This is a genomic window from Haemophilus sp. C1 (assembly GCF_001276515.1).
Classification (GTDB): domain Bacteria; phylum Pseudomonadota; class Gammaproteobacteria; order Enterobacterales; family Pasteurellaceae; genus Haemophilus.
The window spans coordinates 25,623-46,798 of record NZ_LDVZ01000011.1 but is presented as its reverse complement, the minus strand read 5'-3'; the positions used below and the strand labels follow the sequence as shown (position 1 = coordinate 46,798).

The window sequence follows — 21,176 nt, the reverse complement described above, 5'->3', positions numbered from 1 at the left end:
TCAGAAATTAATTTATATAGTTTCTGATATAAGTCAAAAACATCCGTAGCGGATAAAGATAATTTTTTTATGCTCTCCGTCGTAGCCATTTCTATGAGTATAAGCATTTCTATACTTTATAATTTTTTCACTGTCTACATAGGAATTTTTAAGATTAAAGCCAAACAACTTATTAAATAATAAAATAATTTTATCTGGATTATTTACAGTTTTTTTTAAATAATAATCAAAAACTTCTGAGGCACTAGAGAATTTGTTTCTAACTCTATTTTCAAAATGATTTACTCTATTAACAAAAGAGGCTTCATCTTTACTAGTTTCATATTTGTTTAATATAAGTAACAATTCATGAATAAACCCTTCAAATATTGATAGAATTGAGCAATATATTGCTGCACAACACTGATTTTTATCAGTGGCTTCATTCTTTATGAACTCAATCAATACGTTAATTTCATTAAGATTATTTTCTGTTTCATGGAGCTTAGGTTCTAATTCTTCAGCAAGATCTAATAAATTAAAAAATTTATCCAAACCTTTAAAAAGATGATCTAACTCAGATATTATACTATCTAGCTCTTTATCAAATTCATCAAAATCTATTTCTTCATTTTCCATAATTATTTATTTTAAATTTTATAATATAAAACCGTTCTTCACTCGGATAAATCCCTCGAATCACGTCTTTCAACTCATCTAACCCCATATTTTCCTGCTTCGCATGTTGTTCTGTCAATTCATCAAGAGTAATCGGTGAAACGCTTAACACTTCAATAGTGCAGAAATATTGATTATCTTCAAATCGACCAACACTTAAAATATCACCAGCTTTAAAATGGCTTTCGGATTTATCTCGAATGGTGATGGTTTTACGCCCCGCGAGAATATCGGCTTCAAAGCGTTGGTAGAAGGTGATGTCGTTGGATTGCATTTTGATCCTTAAAGTGCGGTTAGGATTTAGAAAGTTTTTACAAAAACTATCTCAATTCTTTCTTTAAACGATCAATTTCATTTAATAAGCGATATTCTTCTTGATGGCAGAAACTCGCAGGGCCGAGTTTTTCGCCTTCAGGGGTACAGAGAACTTGCTGATATTGTTGTTCTAGTATTTGTAATATTTTTCGTTTTTCTGTATTTGGATCATTCTTTTGTTTTATTTTAGCTGGAGCCAGCGATACTTTAGATGAAACTTGAGCTTCTTGCGTTTTTTGTTGAGTAGTCATCTCTACCGTTTTTTCAGCTTCAACCATTTTTTCTTGTTCAACCGCTTCAGATTTCTGATCTACAACAGAAGTTTTTTCTTTATTTTCCTCTAAAAGAACTGTTTCCTTTTTAACATCCTGTTCTGCTACTTGTTGAGTTGCTTCAACTTTAGGTGTTGCTTCAACTTTATTTTCCTGTTTCTCACAAGCTGAAATCATCAATACAGCTGTTCCTAATAATAAATTTAAGCAAAATTTGGTTTTCTTCATAATTACTCCATTCTGTTATGCTATATTTTCTGTAGAAAGTACCCATCCCAAGGTTCTTAACTGTTTATAACGTTCTCGAGCTTGTGTTTTTAAGGCATCATCTTTCGGTACAAAATCAATAATTTGGGTAAAACTATGGCTAAAATCGGGGATTTCTTGTTGCAAATTAATTAATACATCACGACGTTGTAAATTTCGTTTCCCAAGCCATGAAATCTCAATCGGTGTGGGATATTGCGTTGCCTCACCCGATAAATTATGCGGAACAAATTCATTGGGATCTCGTTGCCACAAACGCTCGTCAATCTCTAGCGCTTGAGCCTCACTTTCACAGCTAATTAATACTTTTTTCCCTGAGCGCCATATTGAGGCAGCAAGATTACAGGCTATTTCTTCGACAGTTAACGTACAATCTTCCGTAAGAATGTAAAATTGTGCAATTTTTGCCATTTTAGCCCCATTATTTTCTCAATCTTGCCCTATAAAAAGGGTAAAATTTTAACGAAAAAACCCTAAAAAATAAATAATTAAATATACATTATTACAAATGCGTAGAAATCCACCGCACTTTTATGATCTATGTCACAAAACTGATTTTTAACGTTTTTATTACGTTCCACTCATAACTCGGAAGTGTTAAAATCACTTGCATTTTAATTTTCATTCAATTCATAGGAGTACAGAATGGCATTTCGTATTGAAAAAGACACAATGGGTGAAGTTCAAGTTCCAGCAGATAAATATTGGGCTGCACAAACTGAGCGTTCACGCAATAACTTTAAAATTGGTCCTGCCGCATCAATGCCACATGAAATTATCGAGGCTTTTGGCTATTTGAAAAAAGCAGCCGCATTTGCTAATCATGATTTGGGTGTATTACCTCTTGAAAAACGTGATTTAATTGCTCAGGCTTGTGACGAAATTTTAGCAAATAAATTAGATGATCAATTCCCACTTGTTATTTGGCAAACCGGTTCTGGTACACAATCTAATATGAATGTGAATGAAGTAGTTGCCAATCGTGCGCATGTGCTAAACGGTGGAAAATTAGGTGAAAAATCCATTATTCACCCAAATGATGATGTGAACAAATCACAATCTTCAAATGATACTTTCCCAACGGCAATGCACATTGCAGCATATAAAAAAGTAGTTGAACATACCATTCCTTGTGTTGAACGTTTACAAAAAACTTTTGCGGTAAAATCTGAAGCCTTCAAAAACGTGGTAAAAATTGGCCGCACTCACTTAATGGATGCAACGCCACTCACATTAGGTCAAGAATTTTCGGCTTATGCTGCTCAATTGGATTTCGGCTTAAAAGCATTAAAAAACACCCTTCCACATTTAAGTCAATTAGCATTGGGTGGTACTGCGGTTGGTACAGGTTTGAACACGCCGAAAGGCTATGATGTGAAAGTGGCAGATTACATTGCGAAATTCACCGCACTTCCGTTTGTCACCGCAGATAATAAATTTGAAGCATTAGCCGCTCATGATGCAATTGTTGAAACTCACGGTGCATTACGTCAATTAGCAATGAGTTTATTTAAAATTGCGAACGATATTCGTCTATTAGCATCAGGCCCTCGTTCAGGAATTGGCGAAATTTTAATTCCTGAAAATGAACCAGGTTCTTCAATTATGCCAGGTAAAGTAAACCCAACTCAATGCGAAGCGATGACAATGGTCTGCGCACAAATATTTGGTAACGACACCACTATCGCATTTGTGGGCTCACAAGGTCACTTCCAATTAAATGTGTTCAACCCTGTAATGATTGCAAACTTCTTACAATCTGCTCAATTATTAGGTGATGCTTGCGTATCTTTCGATGAACACTGTGCAGTGGGTATTGAGCCAAACTATCCAAGAATTAAACAACAACTTAAAAATTCATTGATGTTGGTGACCGCACTTAATACGCATATTGGCTATGAAAACGCAGCTAAAATTGCAAAAACGGCTCACAAAAATGGCACCACATTGCGTGAAGAAGCGATTAATTTAGGTTTAGTTTCTGCCGAAGATTTTGATAAATGGGTTCGCCCAGAAGATATGGTCGGTAGCCTAAAATAATTCACCGAACAAATTAACATCAGTAATATTAAAGGCGAGTAAAATTACTCGCCTTTTTACTCGTTTCTCATTTGTTTTTTAATGCGGTTTGTTATAATCAACACAATTTTATTCACGGCAATTTATTATGAAAATGAAATCCCTTTTTGTGGCAATAATCACGTTTTTTTCTGCCGCACCTTTTGCTCATTGGCAACCCATCGGAAATGCCGAATACACATGGGGACCGTTCCATGTTTATACCATTGGTTTATTTTCCGAAACTGGCACTTATCAAGAAAATGAACGCCCATTAATGCTCTCTTTCAAATATGAAAAACCCATTGAAGGAAAAAATTTCGCGATTACCCTTATTAAAGAAATCGAAACCTTAAAACTTAATGATGGCGATACTCAAAGTTGGCTTAAAGAAATGCAAGCGACCTTTCCTGATTTTTCCCCTAACGATATCTTGAACTATATTGCCTTACCAGATAGAGGCTACTTTGTATTAAATGATACTGTTTTGGAACATGATTTTGATGCTAAATTTAATCAAGCATTTATCGGCATCTGGCTTGCACCGAATAGTACTTTTGTAAAACTTCAGCCACAATTATTAGGCAAAACGAAAAGCAATCATGAAGCGGCTGAATTTTATCTCAAACCTGAAAGTGAATCCGTTGATGAACAAGATTCAATGCCTGAATTGCCGCCACATTATTTATTAGATAATCAGAAAAAATCTGAAGGATAAATTCAGTTTTTATATTTTGAACCATAAAAAATACCTGTTTCCAAATAAATTTTATAATCAAGGAAACAGGTATTTATGCATTATGGCTTGTTAAAATTTTTCCCAAACAGGGATAACTCCCTCAACTAAATCTAAATTTTTTCCTAACTCAATCCAGCCACAAGGGAAATGAAAATCAGAACCAACGGATCCCTGCAGATCAAATTCTTTTGCCCAATGAGCAAGCATTTGACGTTGATCTTTTGTCTGACCACAATCCGCCATTTCCATGCCATCACCGCTCCAAGCCTTAAAATCGGTTATCAGCTTACGCACCCATTTCCCCGTCATGTTATAACGTAATGGATGTGCAATAACGGCTATACCGCCTGCGGCATGGATTGTCTCAATCGCGGTGGGAATATCAGTCCATTCTACTTTGACAAATGCCGATTTTCCTTGCCCTAAATAGCGTTTAAAGGCTTGACCATCATTAGATACCTTACCAATCTGCACCAAATAACGTGCGTAATGAGCACGCGTAACTTCACCATCAGCTAAAGCTTTAGCCCCTTCATAAGCATGAGGAATCCCTGCTTTTTCTAATTTATCGCCAATTTCCACCGCTCTTTTTTCGCGTAATGCTTTTTGGCTTTGCAAAAGTGCGGTCATTTTGGGATGAGTTTTATCGAAGTTTAATCCTACAATATGGATCCCTCGCCCTTCCCAATTTGTGGAGATTTCTACTCCAGTAATCAATTCAATGCCTACTTCTTTCGCTGCAGTCTCAGCTTCATCAATACCCGCAATCGTATCATGATCGCATAATGCCAACACGTTCACGCCTTGCGCATAAGCACGATGCATTAATTCAGTTGGGCTCAACACCCCATCTGATGCGGTGCTATGGCAATGTAAGTCGTATTTTTTTGTCATTATTTAATATTTTTTACTAATTCTTTTACTAATTTTGGACCATGATAAATCAATCCTGAATAAACTTGTAACAACTCGGCGCCAGCCTCAATTTTCTCTTGCGCATTTTGCAAGCCATCAATGCCGCCGCTACCAATAATCGGAATCTGACCTTTCAGTTCTTGATGTAATCGCTTAATAATCTCTGTGCTTTTATGCTGTAACGGCTTTCCACTTAATCCGCCTTGCTGTTCCGCATTTTTCATCCCCATAACAGTATCACGAGAAATCGTGGTATTCGTTGCAATAACGCCATCCATTTTATGGCGAACCAATGTATCCGCAATTTGCACTAATTCACTTTCCGTTAAATCTGGTGCAATTTTTACTGCAATCGGCACATATTTATTGTATTGGTTTGTCAAAATAGCTTGACGATCCTTGATGCTTCGCAATAAATCATCGAAATAATCACCATATTGTAACTGACGCAAATCTGGTGTATTGGGGGATGAAATATTCACCGTAATGTAACCAGCGTAGTTATAGGCTTTGTTCAAACAGAAAATATAATCATCTTTGCCTTGTTCCAAAGGTGTGAATTTATTCTTACCAATATTGATACCAATCACGCCTTGATAACGGGCGTTTTTCACATTTTCTATAAGATAGTCAATACCATTATTATTAAAGCCATTACGGTTAATAATGCCTTCAGCTTCAATCAAACGAAACTGACGTGGCTTTGCATTCCCATCTTGTGCAACGGGCGTGACAGTTCCTACTTCCAGAAAACCGAAACCCAATGCACCAAAGCCATCAATCGCATCACCATTTTTATCTGCCCCTGCAGCCAATCCAATAGGATTAGGAAAATTCACCCCCATTACCGTTTTAGGAAAGCCTTTGGGTGCATGAATAAGAGATTTTAAGATCGGTTGAAATAAAGGATTACCGGCTAATTTCAAGCATTGAATCGTGAAATTATGAGCCTTTTCAGCATCCATTTGGAAAATGCCGTGACGAAACAATTGATACATACTCGTTTATCTCTCGGGATAGTTGACTGTAAGAAAGTGCGGTTAATTTTTACCGCACTATAAAGGTAAGGTTGCTCGTATTCTACGAGGAACAAAGATGATGTGCAAATAATAAAAAATCTAATTAATAAAAAATCATCCTATTTCTCATTAGAGTTATCATAACACATAAAATTTTATATATTTTTTATAAAAAATTAATATTGATTTTTCTATTGGTAATGATTATAGTTGAAAAGTAAAAGAGCTCAACCAATTGGAGAAATAATGAAGTCTAGTTTCAAATCATTTATCATCTTAGCTTATCCCCTAATACTATTGATTAGCGAAATAATTTATCGAAATATATTTAATATTCCTCCACTTGGTCGTTATATTGAAACTTACAGCATTAACTTATTACTTATCATTTTTCTTCTTTTCTCAAAATATAAAATCACTAAATTCTTTGTTTGTTTATTTTTTGCATCCTCTGTTATTATTAACTCTGGACATTACGCAGTATATGATAATTGGATCAATGGCACAAATTACTTCCTGATGTTCAAAGAAATTGGGGAAGTCTCTCATGTTGGTATTACAATGTTGGATCGCGTTGGACCACCTGTAATTTACTCCTTATTGGAAACTATTATTTTTATTTCTGCATTATTTTTATATCCTACAAGAAAAGTAAGCAAGTATTGTATATCTGATATTTTATTTATTTGCTTATTCCTCTACTTATTTAGTAGATCATTTTATTCTACGCAAGAATTAGGCGTTACTTCAAATCCTGCTTACTCTAGAGTAAAAAGTAATTTCTTTTCTGTAGGTAATTTCATCGGAAAAGTTATTCCTTATGAAACATTCAACTTAAGTCAAGTAAAAGACTATTTACACCCAACGCCCTCAATTATATCTTCACCTGATGTAAAAAATATTATTTTTATTATGGGAGAAAGTTTAACTTCAAAACACGTCGATTATTTCGGTTATGAACGAGAAACTATGCCTTTTATTCGACAATTAGCCAACGAAAATCCTAATGTTTTATTAAAAGAAGCGTATAGTGCAGGCTTAATGACCGCCATCTCTGTACCTGCACTTTTCAATGCAATTCCCCGTCCAAATGGACTAAAACAAATAATGAAAGGCGATACGAATTTCTTCAAACTAGCAAAACTTCAAGGATTTGATACTCATTTTTATACTGCACAACCAGAACGTGCAATGATGATTATGAGTATTATGGGAAAAAGTTGGATGAATCACCAAATCACCCCAACACAGCTAGGTTTATCACCAGAGCAAGGAATGAATGATCATAAACTTTTTCCTCTATTACAGAAGATTGATCTTAACAAAGAAAAGAATTTTATTGTATTACATCAGAGAGGTTCACATGGTCCTTATGCTGAATACCTAACCGAAGAAGAAAAAATATTTAAAGATGGTTCACCATTAGATAATTATGACAGCACAGTTTATAATACTGATCAATTTATTCAAAAAGTATTTAATTATCTCAAACAACGAGGAAAAAATGATTATGTTTTAATTTATACCTCAGATCACGGGCAATTTGTTACCAAAAATCATTACAATCAAGGGACAACGGCAGAAGATCAATATCTTGTACCAGTATTTATTTATACAAAAAATGAAAAGATCCAACAAAAATTAAAAGAATTCGATCAGTGTAAGCGATTATTCCATCAACAACTTTCAACTTTAGTTATCAATATTATGGGATTTGATATGCCTATATCTAGTTGTGAAAATGGTGTCATTAATTCACACATGATTACTGGTGATTATGGCTATCTTTCTGTTAAACCAGCAAATCCACCAGCTTTTATTAATCCTAATAGAAAATAATACTTTATCTTGATAAAAAGTTTAAATTGAAAAAACATTAAAGAAAGCTCAGTAGATATTTCTGCTGAGTTTTTTATTCAGGAAAAACGCTCTAAAAGTGCGGTTGATAATTCAAAGAAAATTGGCTATATAAAAAACCGAACCCAATCGGGTTCGGCTTTAATTATGTTGTGTTTGAAAATTATGCTTTCAGTATTATTACTTACGCTAATTCCGCACGTAATTTTTTGGTTACATCCACCATCACTTTTAATTGATCGATAGTTTCTGTCCAACCACGTGTTTTTAAGCCACAGTCTGGGTTTACCCATAAGCGTTCTTTTGGAATTACTTTTAACGCTTTGCGTAATAAGTGTTCAATTTCACCTGCGGTTGGTACACGTGGGCTGTGGATATCATACACACCTGGACCGATGTCATTCGGATAGTTGAATTTCACGAAGGCATCTAATAATTCCATATCTGAACGTGAAGTTTCGATGGTAATCACGTCTGCATCTAATGCAGCAATCGCTGGTAAGATGTCGTTAAACTCGGAATAACACATATGCGTGTGAATTTGTGTATCATCTTGCACGCCCATTGAGCTTAAACGGAATGCTTCGCCTGCCCATTGCAAGTATGCATCCCAATCTGCACGTTTAAGTGGTAAACCTTCACGAATTGCTGGCTCATCAATTTGGATAACTTTAATGCCCGCGGCTTCTAAATCTAACACTTCATCAGATAATGCTACGCCGATTTGTTTACATACGGTTGAACGTGGAATATCGTTACGCACAAATGACCATTGTAAAATAGTTACAGGACCAGTAAGCATTCCTTTCATTACACGGTTTGTGAGGCTTTGTGCATATTGAGACCAACGCACCGTCATTGGCTCTGGGCGGGTAACATCACCGTAAATCACAGGCGGTTTCACACAGCGTGAACCGTAGCTTTGTACCCAACCAAATTTAGTGAACGCGAAACCATCTAATAATTCGCCGAAGTATTCCACCATGTCGTTACGTTCTGCTTCACCGTGAACTAACACATCTAAATCTAATTCTTCTTGGCGACGCACTACATATTCGATCTCTTTTTTCATTGCCGCTTCGTAATCTACAAGAGATAACTCGCCTTTTTTGAAACTTGCACGGGCGTGACGGATTTCAGTCGTTTGCGGGAATGAGCCAATGTTTGTAGTTGGCAGAAGCGGTAAATTTAACCACGCATTTTGCTTAACAATACGCTCTGCAAATGGCGATTTACGTTGATCCGCACCTTTTGGCAAGTTTGCTAAACGCTCAGCCACTTCAGGACGATGAATTTCTTTTGACGTTGCACGAGCATCTGCTGCCGCTTGGCTTGCATCTAATGCCGCTTGTACAGAAGCTCTGCCATGATTTAAGGCTTGTTTTAATACATTTAATTCTTCCACTTTTTGTAGTGTGAAAGATAACCAGCTGTAAAGTGCGGCATTTTTTTCTTTTAATTGTACTTCCACTTCTAAATCAAATGGGGTGTGCAATAATGAACAGCTTGGTGCAATCCATAAACGCTCGCCTAATTTTGCTTTTAATGGCTCTAATACATCTAACACTTTGTTTAAGTTTGCACGCCAGATATTACGACCTTCAATCACACCAGCTGATAACACTTTGCTGTAATCTTCAAATGCCGCAAGCTGTTCTGGTGCACGCACTAAATCTAAATGTAAGCCCGCAACAGGTAAAGCTTTTAATAACTCAGCGTGCTGTGCAACTGAACCAAAATAAGTGGCTAATAATAATTTTGCATTCACTTTGCTTAATTCAGCGTAAACAGATTTATAAGCTTCAATCCATTCTGCAGGTAAATCCAATGCTAATGCAGGTTCATCAATTTGAATCCACTCTGCCCCTTCAGCCACTAATGCATTTAAGATTTCAACATAAACAGGCACTAATTGATTTAATAAATCGAAACGGTTAAATGCTTCGCCTTTTTCTTTACCCAACCATAAGAATGTTAATGGACCAACAATTACTGGTTTGAAGTTTAAGCCTAAGGCTTTTGCTTCACGGATTTGGTTTACATAATGTGCTGGGTTAGCTTTGAATTGTGTATTTTTATGAAATTCTGGCACGAGATAGTGATAGTTCGTATCGAACCATTTGGTCATTTCAATCGCAAATTGATCTTTGTTACCACGTGCAAGTTGGAAATATTGATCAAGGGTTAAATTTTGGCTATCAAAACCAAAACGAGCAGGAATTGCCCCTGTTGCCACTTGTAAATCTAAAATATGATCGTAAAACGTGAAATCGCCCACGGCAACAAAATCCGCATTCGCCGCTGCTTGATGTTTCCAGTTCTTTTCACGCAATGCTTTCGCTAAATCTAATAAATCTTGCTCTGCTAATTCTTTACGCCAATAACGTTCTTGTGCAAATTTTAATTCACGTTTCGCACCCACACGAGGAAAGCCTAAAATATGTGATGTTGTCATAATAACTCCCGTTTTAAAGTAATTTTCTTAATCATTTAGACGGCTAAACGTCTGTACGAGTATAGAATGCGCTATATCAATATATTATGCAAACTTATTATTTTCAGTATTTGTATGAAATAAATTAATATTAAAGCCAGATATAAAACAAAGGGGCATATCAATGCCCCAAAACTATTTGAAAATTTACCGCCCTTTTAACCATATTTTAAAGATCTGGCTTTAGGTGATTTGATTTTCAGTTGGCTACAAATTGTAGCCAACTCATTTCTCTTTTACGCACATTTACTCCACCTACTGCAACGCTTTCTCAATCTTTTCAAATAAATCTTTTGAAAGATTTTCTACGACGCTTAGGCGTTCTAAAGCACGTTTCATCAGCGTTTGGCGTTGGGCATCAAAGCGAGAAAAACGAATTAATGGCTCGATTAAACGCGCCGCCACTTGCGGATTGCTTTCATTTAAACGGATTAACACATCCGTTAAGAAACGATAGCCTGATCCGCTTACGTTATGGAATGCTTTTAAATTGTGATTTGCAAAGCTACCTACTAATGAACGTAAACGGTTTGGATTATTAAAGTTAAAACTTGGGTGATCCATTAATAACTGAATAATTTCCAATACATTTTCATCTGGGCGAGTGGCTTGTAATGCAAACCATTTATCCATCACCAATCCATCATGTTGCCATTTTTGTTCAAAATCAGCTAATAACGCATCTCTGCAAGGTAATGCCGCTTTAGTTGCAACACTTAATGCAGCCAATGTATCTGTCATATTATTCGCATTATTGTAGTGTTTTTGCACTAGGTTGTTACCCAAATTGGTGTAAGCCAAATAAGTTAAGCAAAGATTACGCATTGCACGCAAGGCGATGTCTTGTTGCGTAACTTGATAATCATCAAGACGAATATGGGTATAAACACGCAAGAAATCATCTTTTAAAGTCTCGGCAATTTGCGCTTGCATAAATGTTCTTGCGGCTGAAATGCCATCAGGATCGATGGTTTTGAAACCTTCAGCAAATTCCATTTCTTTCGGCAGTGTGAGAATTAGCGTTGCCAATTCAATATCTTTCTCATAATGGTTCAGAACATAAGAAAGTGCGGTCAAAATTTCAGGCGAAATTTCTAGTGCCTCGCCTTGTTGGAAACGCACAACATTACGACGTAATTCTTGCGCAAATAACATCTGAGCCGCATCCCAACGGATAAATTGATTATCTGCAAATTTAAGCAAGCCTAATAACTGCTCGGTTTTGTAATCATAATCCAGTTTTACTGGCGCGGAGAAATCACATAGCAATGCGGGAACGGGGCGACCGTAAATGCCATGAAACTCAAAGACTTGGTCTTTTTCAGTAACATTTAATACATCACTCAACAATTCGCCATTATGTTGTAGCATTTGTTTCGTGCCATTCGCATCATAAAGCGCCACTTTTAATGGAATATGTAAATTCACTTTTTCCATTTGATCGGCGGTTGGCGGTGTGGATTGTGAAACCGTTAAACGATAAGTATGCGTTTTTTCGTCATAAGCATCACTAATCAATAATTCTGGTGTACCCGATTGACTATACCAACGGCGGAATTGGTTTAAATCGAGGTTATTTGCACGTTCCATAGCAGAAACAAAGTCTTCACAGGTTGCCGCTTTGCCATCATTTTCAGCAATATAAAGTTGCATGCCTTTTTGGAAACCTTGCTCACATAATAAAGTATGCAACATACGAATCACTTCCGCCCCTTTTTCATACACTGTGACTGTATAAAAATTATTCATTTCAATCACTTTTTCAGGGCGGATTGGGTGTGACATTGGGCTTGCATCTTCGGCAAATTGCACGGTGCGTAAGAATTTCACGTTATTAATACGATTGACTGCTCGAGAACCTGTATCTGAAGAAAATTCTTGATCTCTGAAAACCGTTAAACCTTCTTTCAAACTTAATTGGAACCAATCTCGACAAGTAACACGGTTGCCTGTCCAGTTATGGAAATATTCGTGCGCAATCACGCTTTCAATGGCAAGATAATCTTCATCTGTTGCTGTTTGCGGATTGGCTAATACAAATTTAGAATTAAAGATATTTAACCCTTTGTTTTCCATTGCACCCATATTGAAGAAGTCCACGGCAACGATCATGTAAATATCTAAGTCATATTCTAAATTAAAGCGATCTTCATCCCATTTCATCGCTTTTTTCAGACTTTCCATTGCCCAAGTTGCGCGGTTAAGATTACCGCGATCTACATAAAGCTCTAAAGCCACTTCACGACCACTTTTAGTAATAAATTTATCTTGTAATAAATCAAAATCCCCTGCCACTAAAGCAAATAAATAGCTTGGTTTTGGGAAAGGATCGTTCCATTCCACCCAATGACGACCATCCTCTAATTCGCCACTTGCAATACGATTACCATTCGAAAGTAAGAATGGATATTTAGTCTTATCTGCGGTAATTTTGGTTGTGTAACGCGCCAGCACATCAGGGCGATCAAGCATATAAGTGATTTGACGGAAACCTTCCGCCTCACATTGCGTACAAATGCCCTCACCAGACTGATATAGCCCCTGTAATGAAGTGTTTTCTGCAGGCACAAGGAAGGTCACAATTTCAAGTTTAAATTCTTCCGCACTTTTGCCTTTTAAATCGAGCGTTAAACTCTCGCCATCTTGTTGATAAGCAGAAAATGGCTCACCATTAAATTTAATAGAAGAAAACTGGAAACTATGCCCATCTAAACGTAAAGAAGTCGCTTCATCATTTAAGCGTTGGAATTTTGTGGTTGCAGTCACCACAGTATGTTTAGGATCAAGTTGAAAATCTAAATAAATGTCTGTGACAGTAAAATCTGGTTGTTTGTAATCTTTTCTATATTTTGCTTTGGCTAACATAATTTGCCCTACTTTGAAGAAAGAAAATGTGAATATGATATCGTTACGTTTTGTTATCTTAAACTTGGTTTCTCACGAAAAATTTTTTCTTGAATCGCTTCCGTAACAAAAGCATTAAGAGAACGATCGCCTGCTATGATCGTAGCTTCTCTATGCAATTCCTCACCAATTCGTACATTAAACACACCTTTAAAAGGCTTATTCGGTTCTTTACCTAATTCCAAACAATCTTGTAAATATAAATCAACAGATTGACGAAATTCTTTTTCTAGCTCAGATAATGACTCTGCTTCGTAAGTTACTAAATCACGAATGTAAGCAAGTTTGCCAAATAATATATTGTTTTCTAAATCCGCCTCAATCGTGCCAACATAACCTTTATAATTTAATAACTTCATAGAATACCTACCTGTTTTAATGATTCTTTCACTGACTTTAATATAATTTTCAGGATTCCAATTAAATGTAGATTTTGATTGTGCGAGCTTATCTAATAATTTTTCAGTTCGTCCCATATAAACTATCGCCCATTAATTTGGTATCAAGTATAGTTACTAAAATTTAAAAATCAAATAATTATAAGATAAGACTAGGTAGTACCCAGTTAGATGGCAAACGTTTGCTTGATGTATATAAGATATGCTATTCTACACCACGTTTTTAATTAAAAAATTGAGAAAAATAGCATGTCAAACACTGCACAAATTGCCGTTGTAATGGGCTCAAAAAGCGATTGGGCTACCATGCAAGAGGCAACTCAGATTTTAGATGAATTAAAAGTACCTTATCATGTGGAAGTCGTCTCGGCCCATCGTACACCTGATAAACTTTTTGAATTTGCCGAAAATGCACAAAAAAATGGCTATAAAGTAATTATTGCTGGTGCGGGCGGTGCGGCACATTTACCCGGTATGATCGCAGCCAAAACACTTGTACCTGTGCTGGGTGTGCCAGTAAAAAGTTCTATGTTAAGTGGCGTAGATAGCCTTTATTCAATTGTGCAAATGCCAAAAGGAATCCCAGTCGGAACATTAGCAATTGGCCCTGCGGGCGCGGCAAATGCTGGATTATTAGCAGCCCAAATTCTAGCGGGTTGGGATGCAGAATTGCTTTCACGCTTGCAATCTTTCCGTGAAAGCCAAACTCGTGCTGTACTGGATAATCCCGATCCACGCACATAAAAACATCTTTAGATCTGACCGCACTTTAAAAGTGCGGTTGTTTTTTTCGTAAATTTAACGAGAAATATTATGCAAAACTCCACCTTATACCCAACGGTTTATGTACTCGGCAACGGACAACTCGGCAGAATGTTAGGTTACGCGGGCGCACCTTTAGATATTTATGTTGAACCCTTAGCCTTCAATGCGCCAGTTTTTGACTTACCTGAAAATGCAATCATCACGGCGGAAATTGAACGCTGGGAAAAAACGCCTTTGACTGAATTACTCGGCAATCATAAAAACTTCGTTAATCAACATGTATTTGGATTATTAGCTGATCGTTTTACTCAAAAATCCTTGCTTGATGAACTAAATCTTTCTACCTCGCCTTGGTATTTATTAAAAGATAAAACACAATGGAATGATGTTTTCCAAACCGTTGGCGAGAAAGTCGTCGTTAAACGCAGAACCGGCGGATATGATGGACGAGGTCAATGGATTATCAGCGATGAAAATAAAGCGGACATCACTGATGACTTATTCGGTGAAGTGATCGCAGAAAAATTTATTCCTTTCGATTATGAGGTTTCTATTGTAGGCGCAAGATTTAAAAATGGCGAAAAGCGTTTTTATCCCGTTACGCATAACCTGCAACAAAATGGTATTTTGCGTTACAGTGTGGTTGATATTGCGTTTCCTCAACAATCTGCACAACAAAAGCAAGCGGAAGCAATGCTCGGCAAAATTATGGATAAGCTAAGCTATGTGGGTGTCATGGCAATGGAGTGTTTTGTTGTAGGCGATAAATTGCTGATTAACGAACTTGCGCCTCGCGTACATAACAGTGGACATTGGACACAACTAGGATGCTCGATTAGCCAATTTGAATTACATTTACGTGCGCTACTCGATTTGCCAACGCCTGAATTACAAACATTCTCCCCTAGTGTGATGGTGAATTTAATCGGCACAAACCATAACCCCAAATGGCTTAATACACCTTTTGCACAACTTCATTGGTACGGTAAAGAGGTGAGAACTGGGCGTAAAGTTGGGCATATCAATCTTTCTCATCCTAACAAAGCAGTCATTATTCAACAATTAGAAAAACTCCGCGCTGAGTTACCAGAAGATTATCAATCTGGATTAAATTGGGCGATTGAAAAACTAAAATAATATAAAAAATAACCGCACTTTTTGATGAATATTTAAAAATATCAAAGTGCGGTTAATTTTTATAAAAATCTTTCTTGATAAAATAAAACGGCTGAAGTATAAAATTATCCACCACACAACACATACATAAGGAAAAGCTATGTTTGAACATATCAAAGCGGCACCAGCCGATCCAATCTTAGGCTTAGGCGAAGCATTCAAATCTGAAACTCGCGAAAATAAAATCAACTTGGGTATTGGCGTTTATAAAGATGCGCAAGGCACAACCCCAATTATGCGTGCGGTAAAAGAAGCAGAAAAACGCTTATTTGATAAGGAAAAAACGAAGAATTATCTGACTATCGATGGTATTGCTGATTATAACGAACGAACAAAAGAACTCCTTTTCGGTAAAGATTCTGAAGTAATTAAATCTAATCGTGCGAGAACAGTACAAAGTTTAGGTGGAACAGGCGCATTACGCATTGCGGCTGAATTTATTAAACGTCAAACCAAAGCACAAAATGTTTGGATCAGTACACCAACATGGCCAAATCACAATGCTATTTTTAATGCTGTGGGCATGACGATTCGTGAATATCGTTATTATGATGCTGAACGCAAAGCCCTTGACTGGGAACATTTACTCGAAGATTTAAGCCAAGCAAGCGAAGGTGATGTGGTGCTTTTACACGGTTGCTGCCACAACCCAACGGGTATTGACCCAACCCCTGAACAATGGCAAGAATTAGCCGCACTTTCAGATAAAAATGGTTGGTTGCCACTCTTTGACTTTGCTTATCAAGGTTTAGCCAATGGCTTAGATGAAGATGCTTACGGTTTACGTGCATTTGCGGCAAATCATAAAGAATTATTAGTCGCGAGTTCATTCTCTAAAAACTTTGGTTTATACAATGAGCGTGTAGGCGCCTTTACCCTTGTGGCTGAAAATGCAGAAATTGCTTCAACCGCATTAACACAGGTGAAATCAATTATTCGTACACTCTACTCTAACCCAGCATCTCACGGTGGGGCGACCGTAGCAACAGTATTAAATGATGCTCAACTTCGCCAAGAATGGGAAAATGAATTAACTGAAATGCGTGAACGTATCAAAAAAATGCGTCATTTATTCGTTCAGTTATTAAAAGAATATGGTGCAAAACAAGATTTCAGCTTTATTATGGAACAAAATGGTATGTTCTCTTTTAGCGGCTTATCACCAGAACAAGTGGATCGCTTAAAAGATGAGTTTGCGATTTACGCTGTTCGCTCTGGCCGTATCAATGTGGCTGGTATCACTGAAGACAATATTCGTTATTTGTGTGAAAGTATTGTGAAAGTGCTGTAATTCATAAAAAGCAAAAGTGCGGTTAAGTTTAACCGCACTTTGTCATTACCACTTCTCTAACGCTTCTTTGTCGCTTTCTCTTGCTTCAATCCAACGTTCACCTTGATGGGTTTGTTCTTTTTTCCAGAACGGGGCTTTGGATTTTAAGAAATCCATAATAAATTCATTGGCATGATAAGCATCGCCACGATGAGCAGAACTAATCCCCACTAATACGATCTCATCGCCAGTATGTAGTAATCCCACTCGATGAATTACAGACACACGCTGAATATCCCAACGGGCTTTTGCTTGTTCTACAATTTCACGTAAGGCTTTTTCTGTCATTGCGGGATAATGTTCTAAATATAAGCTGGATACCTCATCGCCTAAATTAAGATCGCGTACTTTACCCACAAAAATAACCGTTGCGCCAACTGAATGTTGCTCAGAAAGCCATTGATAAACAGCATTTTGATCAAAAGGTTGTTCTTGTACTGAAATTTGAATATCCGTCATTTAGCCCCCCGTTACCGGTGGGAAAAATGCAATTTCATCCCCATTTTTGACCGCACTTTCTAATGACATCAAGGTTTGATTGATAGCGACTAAAAGCTTCCCTTTTTCTAATGCTAACGCCCATCTATCACCTTTTTGAGCAAGATGTTCACGCACCGCGTCTGCTGTCGCAAAATCATCTTCTAATTGAATGGCATCAACGCCAATTAATTCACGAGTTTGAGCAAAAAATAAAACATTTAACATCTTATTTTTCCTCCGCAATAAAATGACCAGATTTTCCACCGCTCTTTTCTAACAGGCGAACGTGCTCAATTACCATGTCTTTTTGTACGGCTTTACACATATCATAAATGGTTAAGGCTGCTACGCTTGCTGCCGTTAATGCTTCCATTTCTACGCCGGTTTTTCCGGTTAATTTGCAAAGAGATTGAATACGAACTTGATTGCTTTCAAGTAACGGTTCTAAATTCACTTCCACTTTAGAAAGTAACAATGGATGGCAAAGTGGGATAAGTTCCCAAGTACGTTTTGCCGCTTGAATACCTGCAATACGTGCTGTAGCAAATACATCGCCTTTGTGATGTTTGCCTTCCACGATCATGGAAAGAGTTTCTTTTGACATGGTCACAATGGCTTCAGCACGAGCTTCACGAACAGTCTTTGCTTTTGCAGAAACATCCACCATATTGGCTTCGCCTTGAGAATTGATATGCGTAAATGTAGTCATAATAAAATAAAGTGCGGTTAAAATATTAAATGTTTTAAATAAGCGACAAAAGAAAGCAGATGAATATTACCATTCATCTCACTTTGCTTTTAGCCACCGATAGAAGCTAAATGATTTCTTACGCCACTATCACCGATATGCAAATAATGATGTTCACGTTTGCCTTGCAGTGCGGCAAAAATACGCGCTTGTAAAATAGCTTGCTGTTCGTGGGATTGCAATAAATCACGTAATTCAATGCCTTCTTCGCCAAATAAACAGAGATGAAGTTTTCCCTTCGCTGACACTCTTAAACGATTGCAACTTGCGCAGAAATTCTTCTCATAAGGCATAATTAAGCCAATTTCGCCTGCATAATCAGGATGCGTGAATACTTTAGCAGGACCATCAGTATGGGATTTATGTTGTAATTGCCAACCGTTTTGCAGCAATTTATCCGCTAATACTTGTCCTGAAAGATGGAATTTATCAAAGAAACTATCCATTTCGCCTGTTTGCATCAGTTCGATAAAGCGCATTTGAATTGGACGATCTTTTACCCAAACAAGGAATTGCTCAAACTCTTTGTCATTCAAATTTTTCATCAAAACTGAATTGACTTTGACTTTGTTGTAGCCCACTTCAAATGCACGATCGATACCACGCATCACGTCATCAAATTTATTGATACCCGTGATTTGGTGGAACATTTTAGGATCTAAGCTATCAACACTAACGTTAATAGATGTAATTCCTGCTTTCTTCCAATCAGCCACATCTTTTGCCATGCGATAGCCATTTGTTGTGACGGCTAATTGACGAATTCCATCAATGTTAGCGATGCTTTCAGCAATAGAAATAAAATCTTTGCGTAAAGTCGGTTCACCGCCAGTTAAACGGATCTTTTCAGTGCCCATTTCAGCAAAAGCTTGTGCAAGATAGGTAATTTCTTTTAAGGTTAAGAAACTTGGTTTGTTGGCTTCGGGTTGATAACCATCAGGCAAACAATAGGTACAACGAAAATTACACTGATCGGTAATCGACAGTCGTAGATAGTAATATTGACGTTGGAAAGGATCGACTAAGCGAGACTCTCCTACGTTTTTAATAGGAATGGATTGCATTTTACACCTTTCTAAATACGGAGAGGATAAACCGTTTCCAGCGTATCCCTGAATAACACACGGCGTTATTGGCTTGTCGCCGTATTTCGATGAAACTTAGGCTAAACAAGCTCGGAGTTATGCGTTAAATTTAACTTTTCGCCATTCTAAAAGATTTCACTTTGTAAACACAATCAATAATATTGATGAAAATCAGTATTTTCCTAAATTCTTAAAAATCAATTATATAAAAAAATACATAATGAATTTAAAGCTGGCTCATTAGTGATAATTAATCCTATTTATATGAATAACCATAAATTTTTAGCTGATTATTATGAGGTATTTTTATTGATTTAAATCATAATTTAATCAATAAATAAATCTCTCTACTTTTCATAACCAGAAAAATATCCTACGATTTTTATCGGATTTATTTTTACTTAATCAATATAGGAGTGATTTATGTCTTTTGCCCAACAAAAACTTAGCGAACTCGCTGTTTCAATTCCAGGTGCAACTAAAATTTTTCGTGAATATGATTTAGATTTTTGCTGCGGAGGTTCTGTATTATTAGAAATCGCAGCACAACAAAAGAATCTTAACCTTACTGAAATTGAAAAACGTTTAACTGATTTACAACAAAGTAAAGCAGAAAATAATGATAAAGATTGGACTTCGGCATCTTATGCAGAAATGATCGATCACATTATTACTCGTTTTCATAATCGCCACCGTGAACAACTCCCTGAATTAATTACATTGGCGGAGAAAGTAGAAAATGTACATGGTGATCATGATGACTGCCCTGTCGGCATAGCCGCACAGTTAGAAAAAATTTATGCTGAACTTAGTCAGCATTTAATGAAAGAAGAACAAATTTTGTTCCCAATGATCAAAATGGGAAATTATGCTATGGCCTCAATGCCAATTCGTGTAATGGAAATGGAACACGATGAAGCAGGGCAAGATGTGGAAGTGATCAAATCACTTACTAATAACTGCACGCCACCAGCAGATGCTTGTTTCAGTTGGAAAGCCTTATATAGCGGTATTAATGAATTTATTGATGATTTAATGCACCATATTCATTTGGAAAATAATATTTTATTTCCACGTGTATTAAACGAAAAATAATTTAATATTCGTCAAAAAATAACCGCACTTTAATCTATTCCGAAAAACAAACTAAAGTGCGGTCATTTCCACAAAAATTTTGAGTTGGTCGATAAGCCGAGTTCTGTCGTGGACAATCATTCCTCTAGGCGACAAATTACTCTGTCGCTCAAGCAACCTACCCGAATCCTGAGCGGGCCACTCATTGGATTCCTATTTGGTCTTGCTACGAGTGGAGTTTACCTTGCTGCCAACCGTTACCGGAGGCACGGTGCGCTCTTACCGCACCCTTTCACCCTTACCGTTTACACGGCGGTCTGCTCTCTGTTGCACTGGTCGTCGGCTCACGCCGCCCGGACGTTATCCGGCACTCTGCCCTGTGTAGCTCGGACTTTCCTCTCGTTTACTTGTCCCACTAGGTCGTATAAATACGGTTAAGGGCTTCAATAAACCAGCGATTGTCTAACCAACTCGGCGCGTAGTATAGGGGCAATAATTAGTGCGGTCAATAAAATCCCCAATTTTTAGATATTGCTCGTCAATCTTATAAACAATAATGCCTAATTTTTCATTCGTATTTTTTTATGATTTCGCTAAAATAACGCCAATTTCAACCGCACTTT

Annotated in this window: 20 protein-coding genes, 1 other RNA gene and 1 riboswitch; of the genes, 7 read left to right on the top strand and 14 right to left on the bottom strand. The window is 37.0% G+C overall.

Features of this window, described 5'->3' with window-relative positions; genetic code table 11:
• Positions 1-33: 33 nt before the first annotated feature.
• The 4 genes from ABW51_RS05725 to ABW51_RS05710 are packed head-to-tail and all read right to left on the bottom strand — an operon-like array spanning position 34 to position 1,922.
• A complete protein-coding gene (locus ABW51_RS05725) occupies positions 34-618 on the bottom strand; it encodes a hypothetical protein (RefSeq protein WP_053465936.1) in 585 nt (194 codons plus the stop codon).
• Positions 608-931 carry a N(4)-acetylcytidine aminohydrolase gene (gene yqfB / locus ABW51_RS05720; RefSeq protein ID WP_053465935.1) on the bottom strand — a complete coding sequence of 108 codons (324 nt, stop codon included), beginning with the start codon at positions 929-931 and terminating at the stop codon, positions 608-610. The genes ABW51_RS05725 and yqfB overlap by 11 nt, the downstream gene beginning before the upstream one ends.
• A 46-nt stretch (positions 932-977) precedes the next feature.
• Positions 978-1,472, bottom strand: a complete 495-nt coding sequence (locus tag ABW51_RS05715) for a hypothetical protein (RefSeq protein WP_053465934.1) — start codon at positions 1,470-1,472, stop codon at positions 978-980.
• A 15-nt stretch (positions 1,473-1,487) separates the two neighbouring features.
• Entirely contained in the window at positions 1,488-1,922 is a 435-nt protein-coding gene (locus ABW51_RS05710; RefSeq protein ID WP_053465933.1) for a DNA polymerase III subunit chi, read from the bottom strand.
• A 234-nt stretch (positions 1,923-2,156) separates the two neighbouring features.
• Between ABW51_RS05710 and fumC the strand changes: the two genes are divergently transcribed.
• The gene (gene fumC / locus ABW51_RS05705) at positions 2,157-3,551 is read left to right on the top strand and encodes a class II fumarate hydratase (RefSeq protein WP_053465932.1); all 1,395 of its coding nucleotides are present in this window, start codon (positions 2,157-2,159) and stop codon (positions 3,549-3,551) included.
• Positions 3,552-3,678: 127 nt separating this feature from the next.
• Complete coding sequence (locus tag ABW51_RS05700) at positions 3,679-4,287, top strand: chalcone isomerase family protein (RefSeq protein WP_053465931.1); 609 nt, start codon at positions 3,679-3,681, stop codon at positions 4,285-4,287.
• Between the two features lie 90 nt (positions 4,288-4,377).
• Here ABW51_RS05700 and rnm read toward each other — a convergent pair whose 3' ends face one another.
• Together rnm and pyrD are read right to left on the bottom strand one after the other, a co-directional pair.
• Positions 4,378-5,202: an RNase RNM gene (gene rnm, locus ABW51_RS05695; protein ID WP_053465930.1), complete on the bottom strand. Its 825-nt coding sequence runs from the start codon at positions 5,200-5,202 to the stop codon at positions 4,378-4,380.
• On the bottom strand, positions 5,202-6,221 hold the full coding sequence (gene pyrD, locus ABW51_RS05690) for a quinone-dependent dihydroorotate dehydrogenase (RefSeq protein ID WP_053465929.1): 1,020 nt from the start codon (positions 6,219-6,221) through the stop codon (positions 5,202-5,204). Before pyrD ends, rnm begins: the two co-directional genes overlap by 1 nt.
• Before the next feature lie 267 nt (positions 6,222-6,488).
• Here pyrD and ABW51_RS05685 point away from each other — a divergent pair, with 267 nt between their 5' ends.
• Positions 6,489-8,081: a phosphoethanolamine transferase gene (locus tag ABW51_RS05685; RefSeq protein WP_053465928.1), complete on the top strand. Its 1,593-nt coding sequence runs from the start codon at positions 6,489-6,491 to the stop codon at positions 8,079-8,081.
• A gap of 202 nt (positions 8,082-8,283) precedes the next feature.
• Here ABW51_RS05685 and metE read toward each other — a convergent pair whose 3' ends face one another.
• The 3 genes from metE to ABW51_RS05670 all read right to left on the bottom strand — a co-directional run bounded on the left by metE (position 8,284) and on the right by ABW51_RS05670 (position 13,856).
• Positions 8,284-10,554, bottom strand: a complete 2,271-nt coding sequence (gene metE, locus ABW51_RS05680) for a 5-methyltetrahydropteroyltriglutamate--homocysteine S-methyltransferase (protein ID WP_053465927.1) — start codon at positions 10,552-10,554, stop codon at positions 8,284-8,286.
• Between the two features lie 294 nt (positions 10,555-10,848).
• Positions 10,849-13,458: an aminopeptidase N gene (pepN, locus tag ABW51_RS05675; protein ID WP_053465926.1), complete on the bottom strand. Its 2,610-nt coding sequence runs from the start codon at positions 13,456-13,458 to the stop codon at positions 10,849-10,851.
• Positions 13,459-13,511: 53 nt separating this feature from the next.
• On the bottom strand, positions 13,512-13,856 hold the full coding sequence (locus tag ABW51_RS05670; RefSeq protein ID WP_005653201.1) for a type II toxin-antitoxin system HicB family antitoxin: 345 nt from the start codon (positions 13,854-13,856) through the stop codon (positions 13,512-13,514).
• A gap of 288 nt (positions 13,857-14,144) precedes the next feature.
• Here ABW51_RS05670 and purE point away from each other — a divergent pair, with 288 nt between their 5' ends.
• The 3 genes from purE (at position 14,145) to ABW51_RS05655 (ending at position 17,127) form a co-directional block, all read left to right on the top strand.
• Positions 14,145-14,639, top strand: a complete 495-nt coding sequence (purE, locus tag ABW51_RS05665) for a 5-(carboxyamino)imidazole ribonucleotide mutase (RefSeq protein WP_053465925.1) — start codon at positions 14,145-14,147, stop codon at positions 14,637-14,639.
• A gap of 69 nt (positions 14,640-14,708) precedes the next feature.
• A complete protein-coding gene (purK, locus tag ABW51_RS05660; protein ID WP_053465924.1) occupies positions 14,709-15,797 on the top strand; it encodes a 5-(carboxyamino)imidazole ribonucleotide synthase in 1,089 nt (362 codons plus the stop codon).
• 139 nt (positions 15,798-15,936) lie between these two features.
• On the top strand, positions 15,937-17,127 hold the full coding sequence (locus ABW51_RS05655) for an amino acid aminotransferase (protein WP_053465923.1): 1,191 nt from the start codon (positions 15,937-15,939) through the stop codon (positions 17,125-17,127).
• A 45-nt stretch (positions 17,128-17,172) separates the two neighbouring features.
• Here the strand turns inward: ABW51_RS05655 and moaE are convergent, their stop codons facing one another.
• The 4 genes from moaE to moaA form a co-directional block, all read right to left on the bottom strand.
• On the bottom strand, positions 17,173-17,625 hold the full coding sequence (moaE, locus tag ABW51_RS05650) for a molybdopterin synthase catalytic subunit MoaE (protein WP_049363519.1): 453 nt from the start codon (positions 17,623-17,625) through the stop codon (positions 17,173-17,175).
• A complete protein-coding gene (gene moaD, locus ABW51_RS05645) occupies positions 17,626-17,871 on the bottom strand; it encodes a molybdopterin synthase sulfur carrier subunit (RefSeq protein WP_053465922.1) in 246 nt (81 codons plus the stop codon). It abuts the gene before it with no gap.
• A gap of 1 nt (position 17,872) precedes the next feature.
• Positions 17,873-18,355 carry a cyclic pyranopterin monophosphate synthase MoaC gene (gene moaC / locus ABW51_RS05640; RefSeq protein WP_053465921.1) on the bottom strand — a complete coding sequence of 161 codons (483 nt, stop codon included), beginning with the start codon at positions 18,353-18,355 and terminating at the stop codon, positions 17,873-17,875.
• 89 nt (positions 18,356-18,444) lie between these two features.
• Positions 18,445-19,458, bottom strand: coding sequence for a GTP 3',8-cyclase MoaA (gene moaA, locus ABW51_RS05635; RefSeq protein WP_053465920.1), 1,014 nt, complete (start codon positions 19,456-19,458; stop codon positions 18,445-18,447).
• Positions 19,447-19,587: riboswitch (molybdenum cofactor riboswitch) on the bottom strand. Its footprint overlaps the gene before it by 12 nt.
• 315 nt (positions 19,588-19,902) lie before the next feature.
• Here moaA and ytfE point away from each other — a divergent pair.
• Positions 19,903-20,574 (top strand): iron-sulfur cluster repair protein YtfE, encoded by a 672-nt coding sequence (gene ytfE / locus ABW51_RS05630; protein ID WP_053465919.1) that lies wholly within the window; start codon positions 19,903-19,905, stop codon positions 20,572-20,574.
• A 76-nt stretch (positions 20,575-20,650) separates the two neighbouring features.
• Here ytfE and rnpB read toward each other — a convergent pair.
• Positions 20,651-21,027: RNase P RNA component class A (gene rnpB / locus ABW51_RS05800), an RNA gene on the bottom strand.
• Between the last annotated feature and the right edge of the window lie 149 nt (positions 21,028-21,176).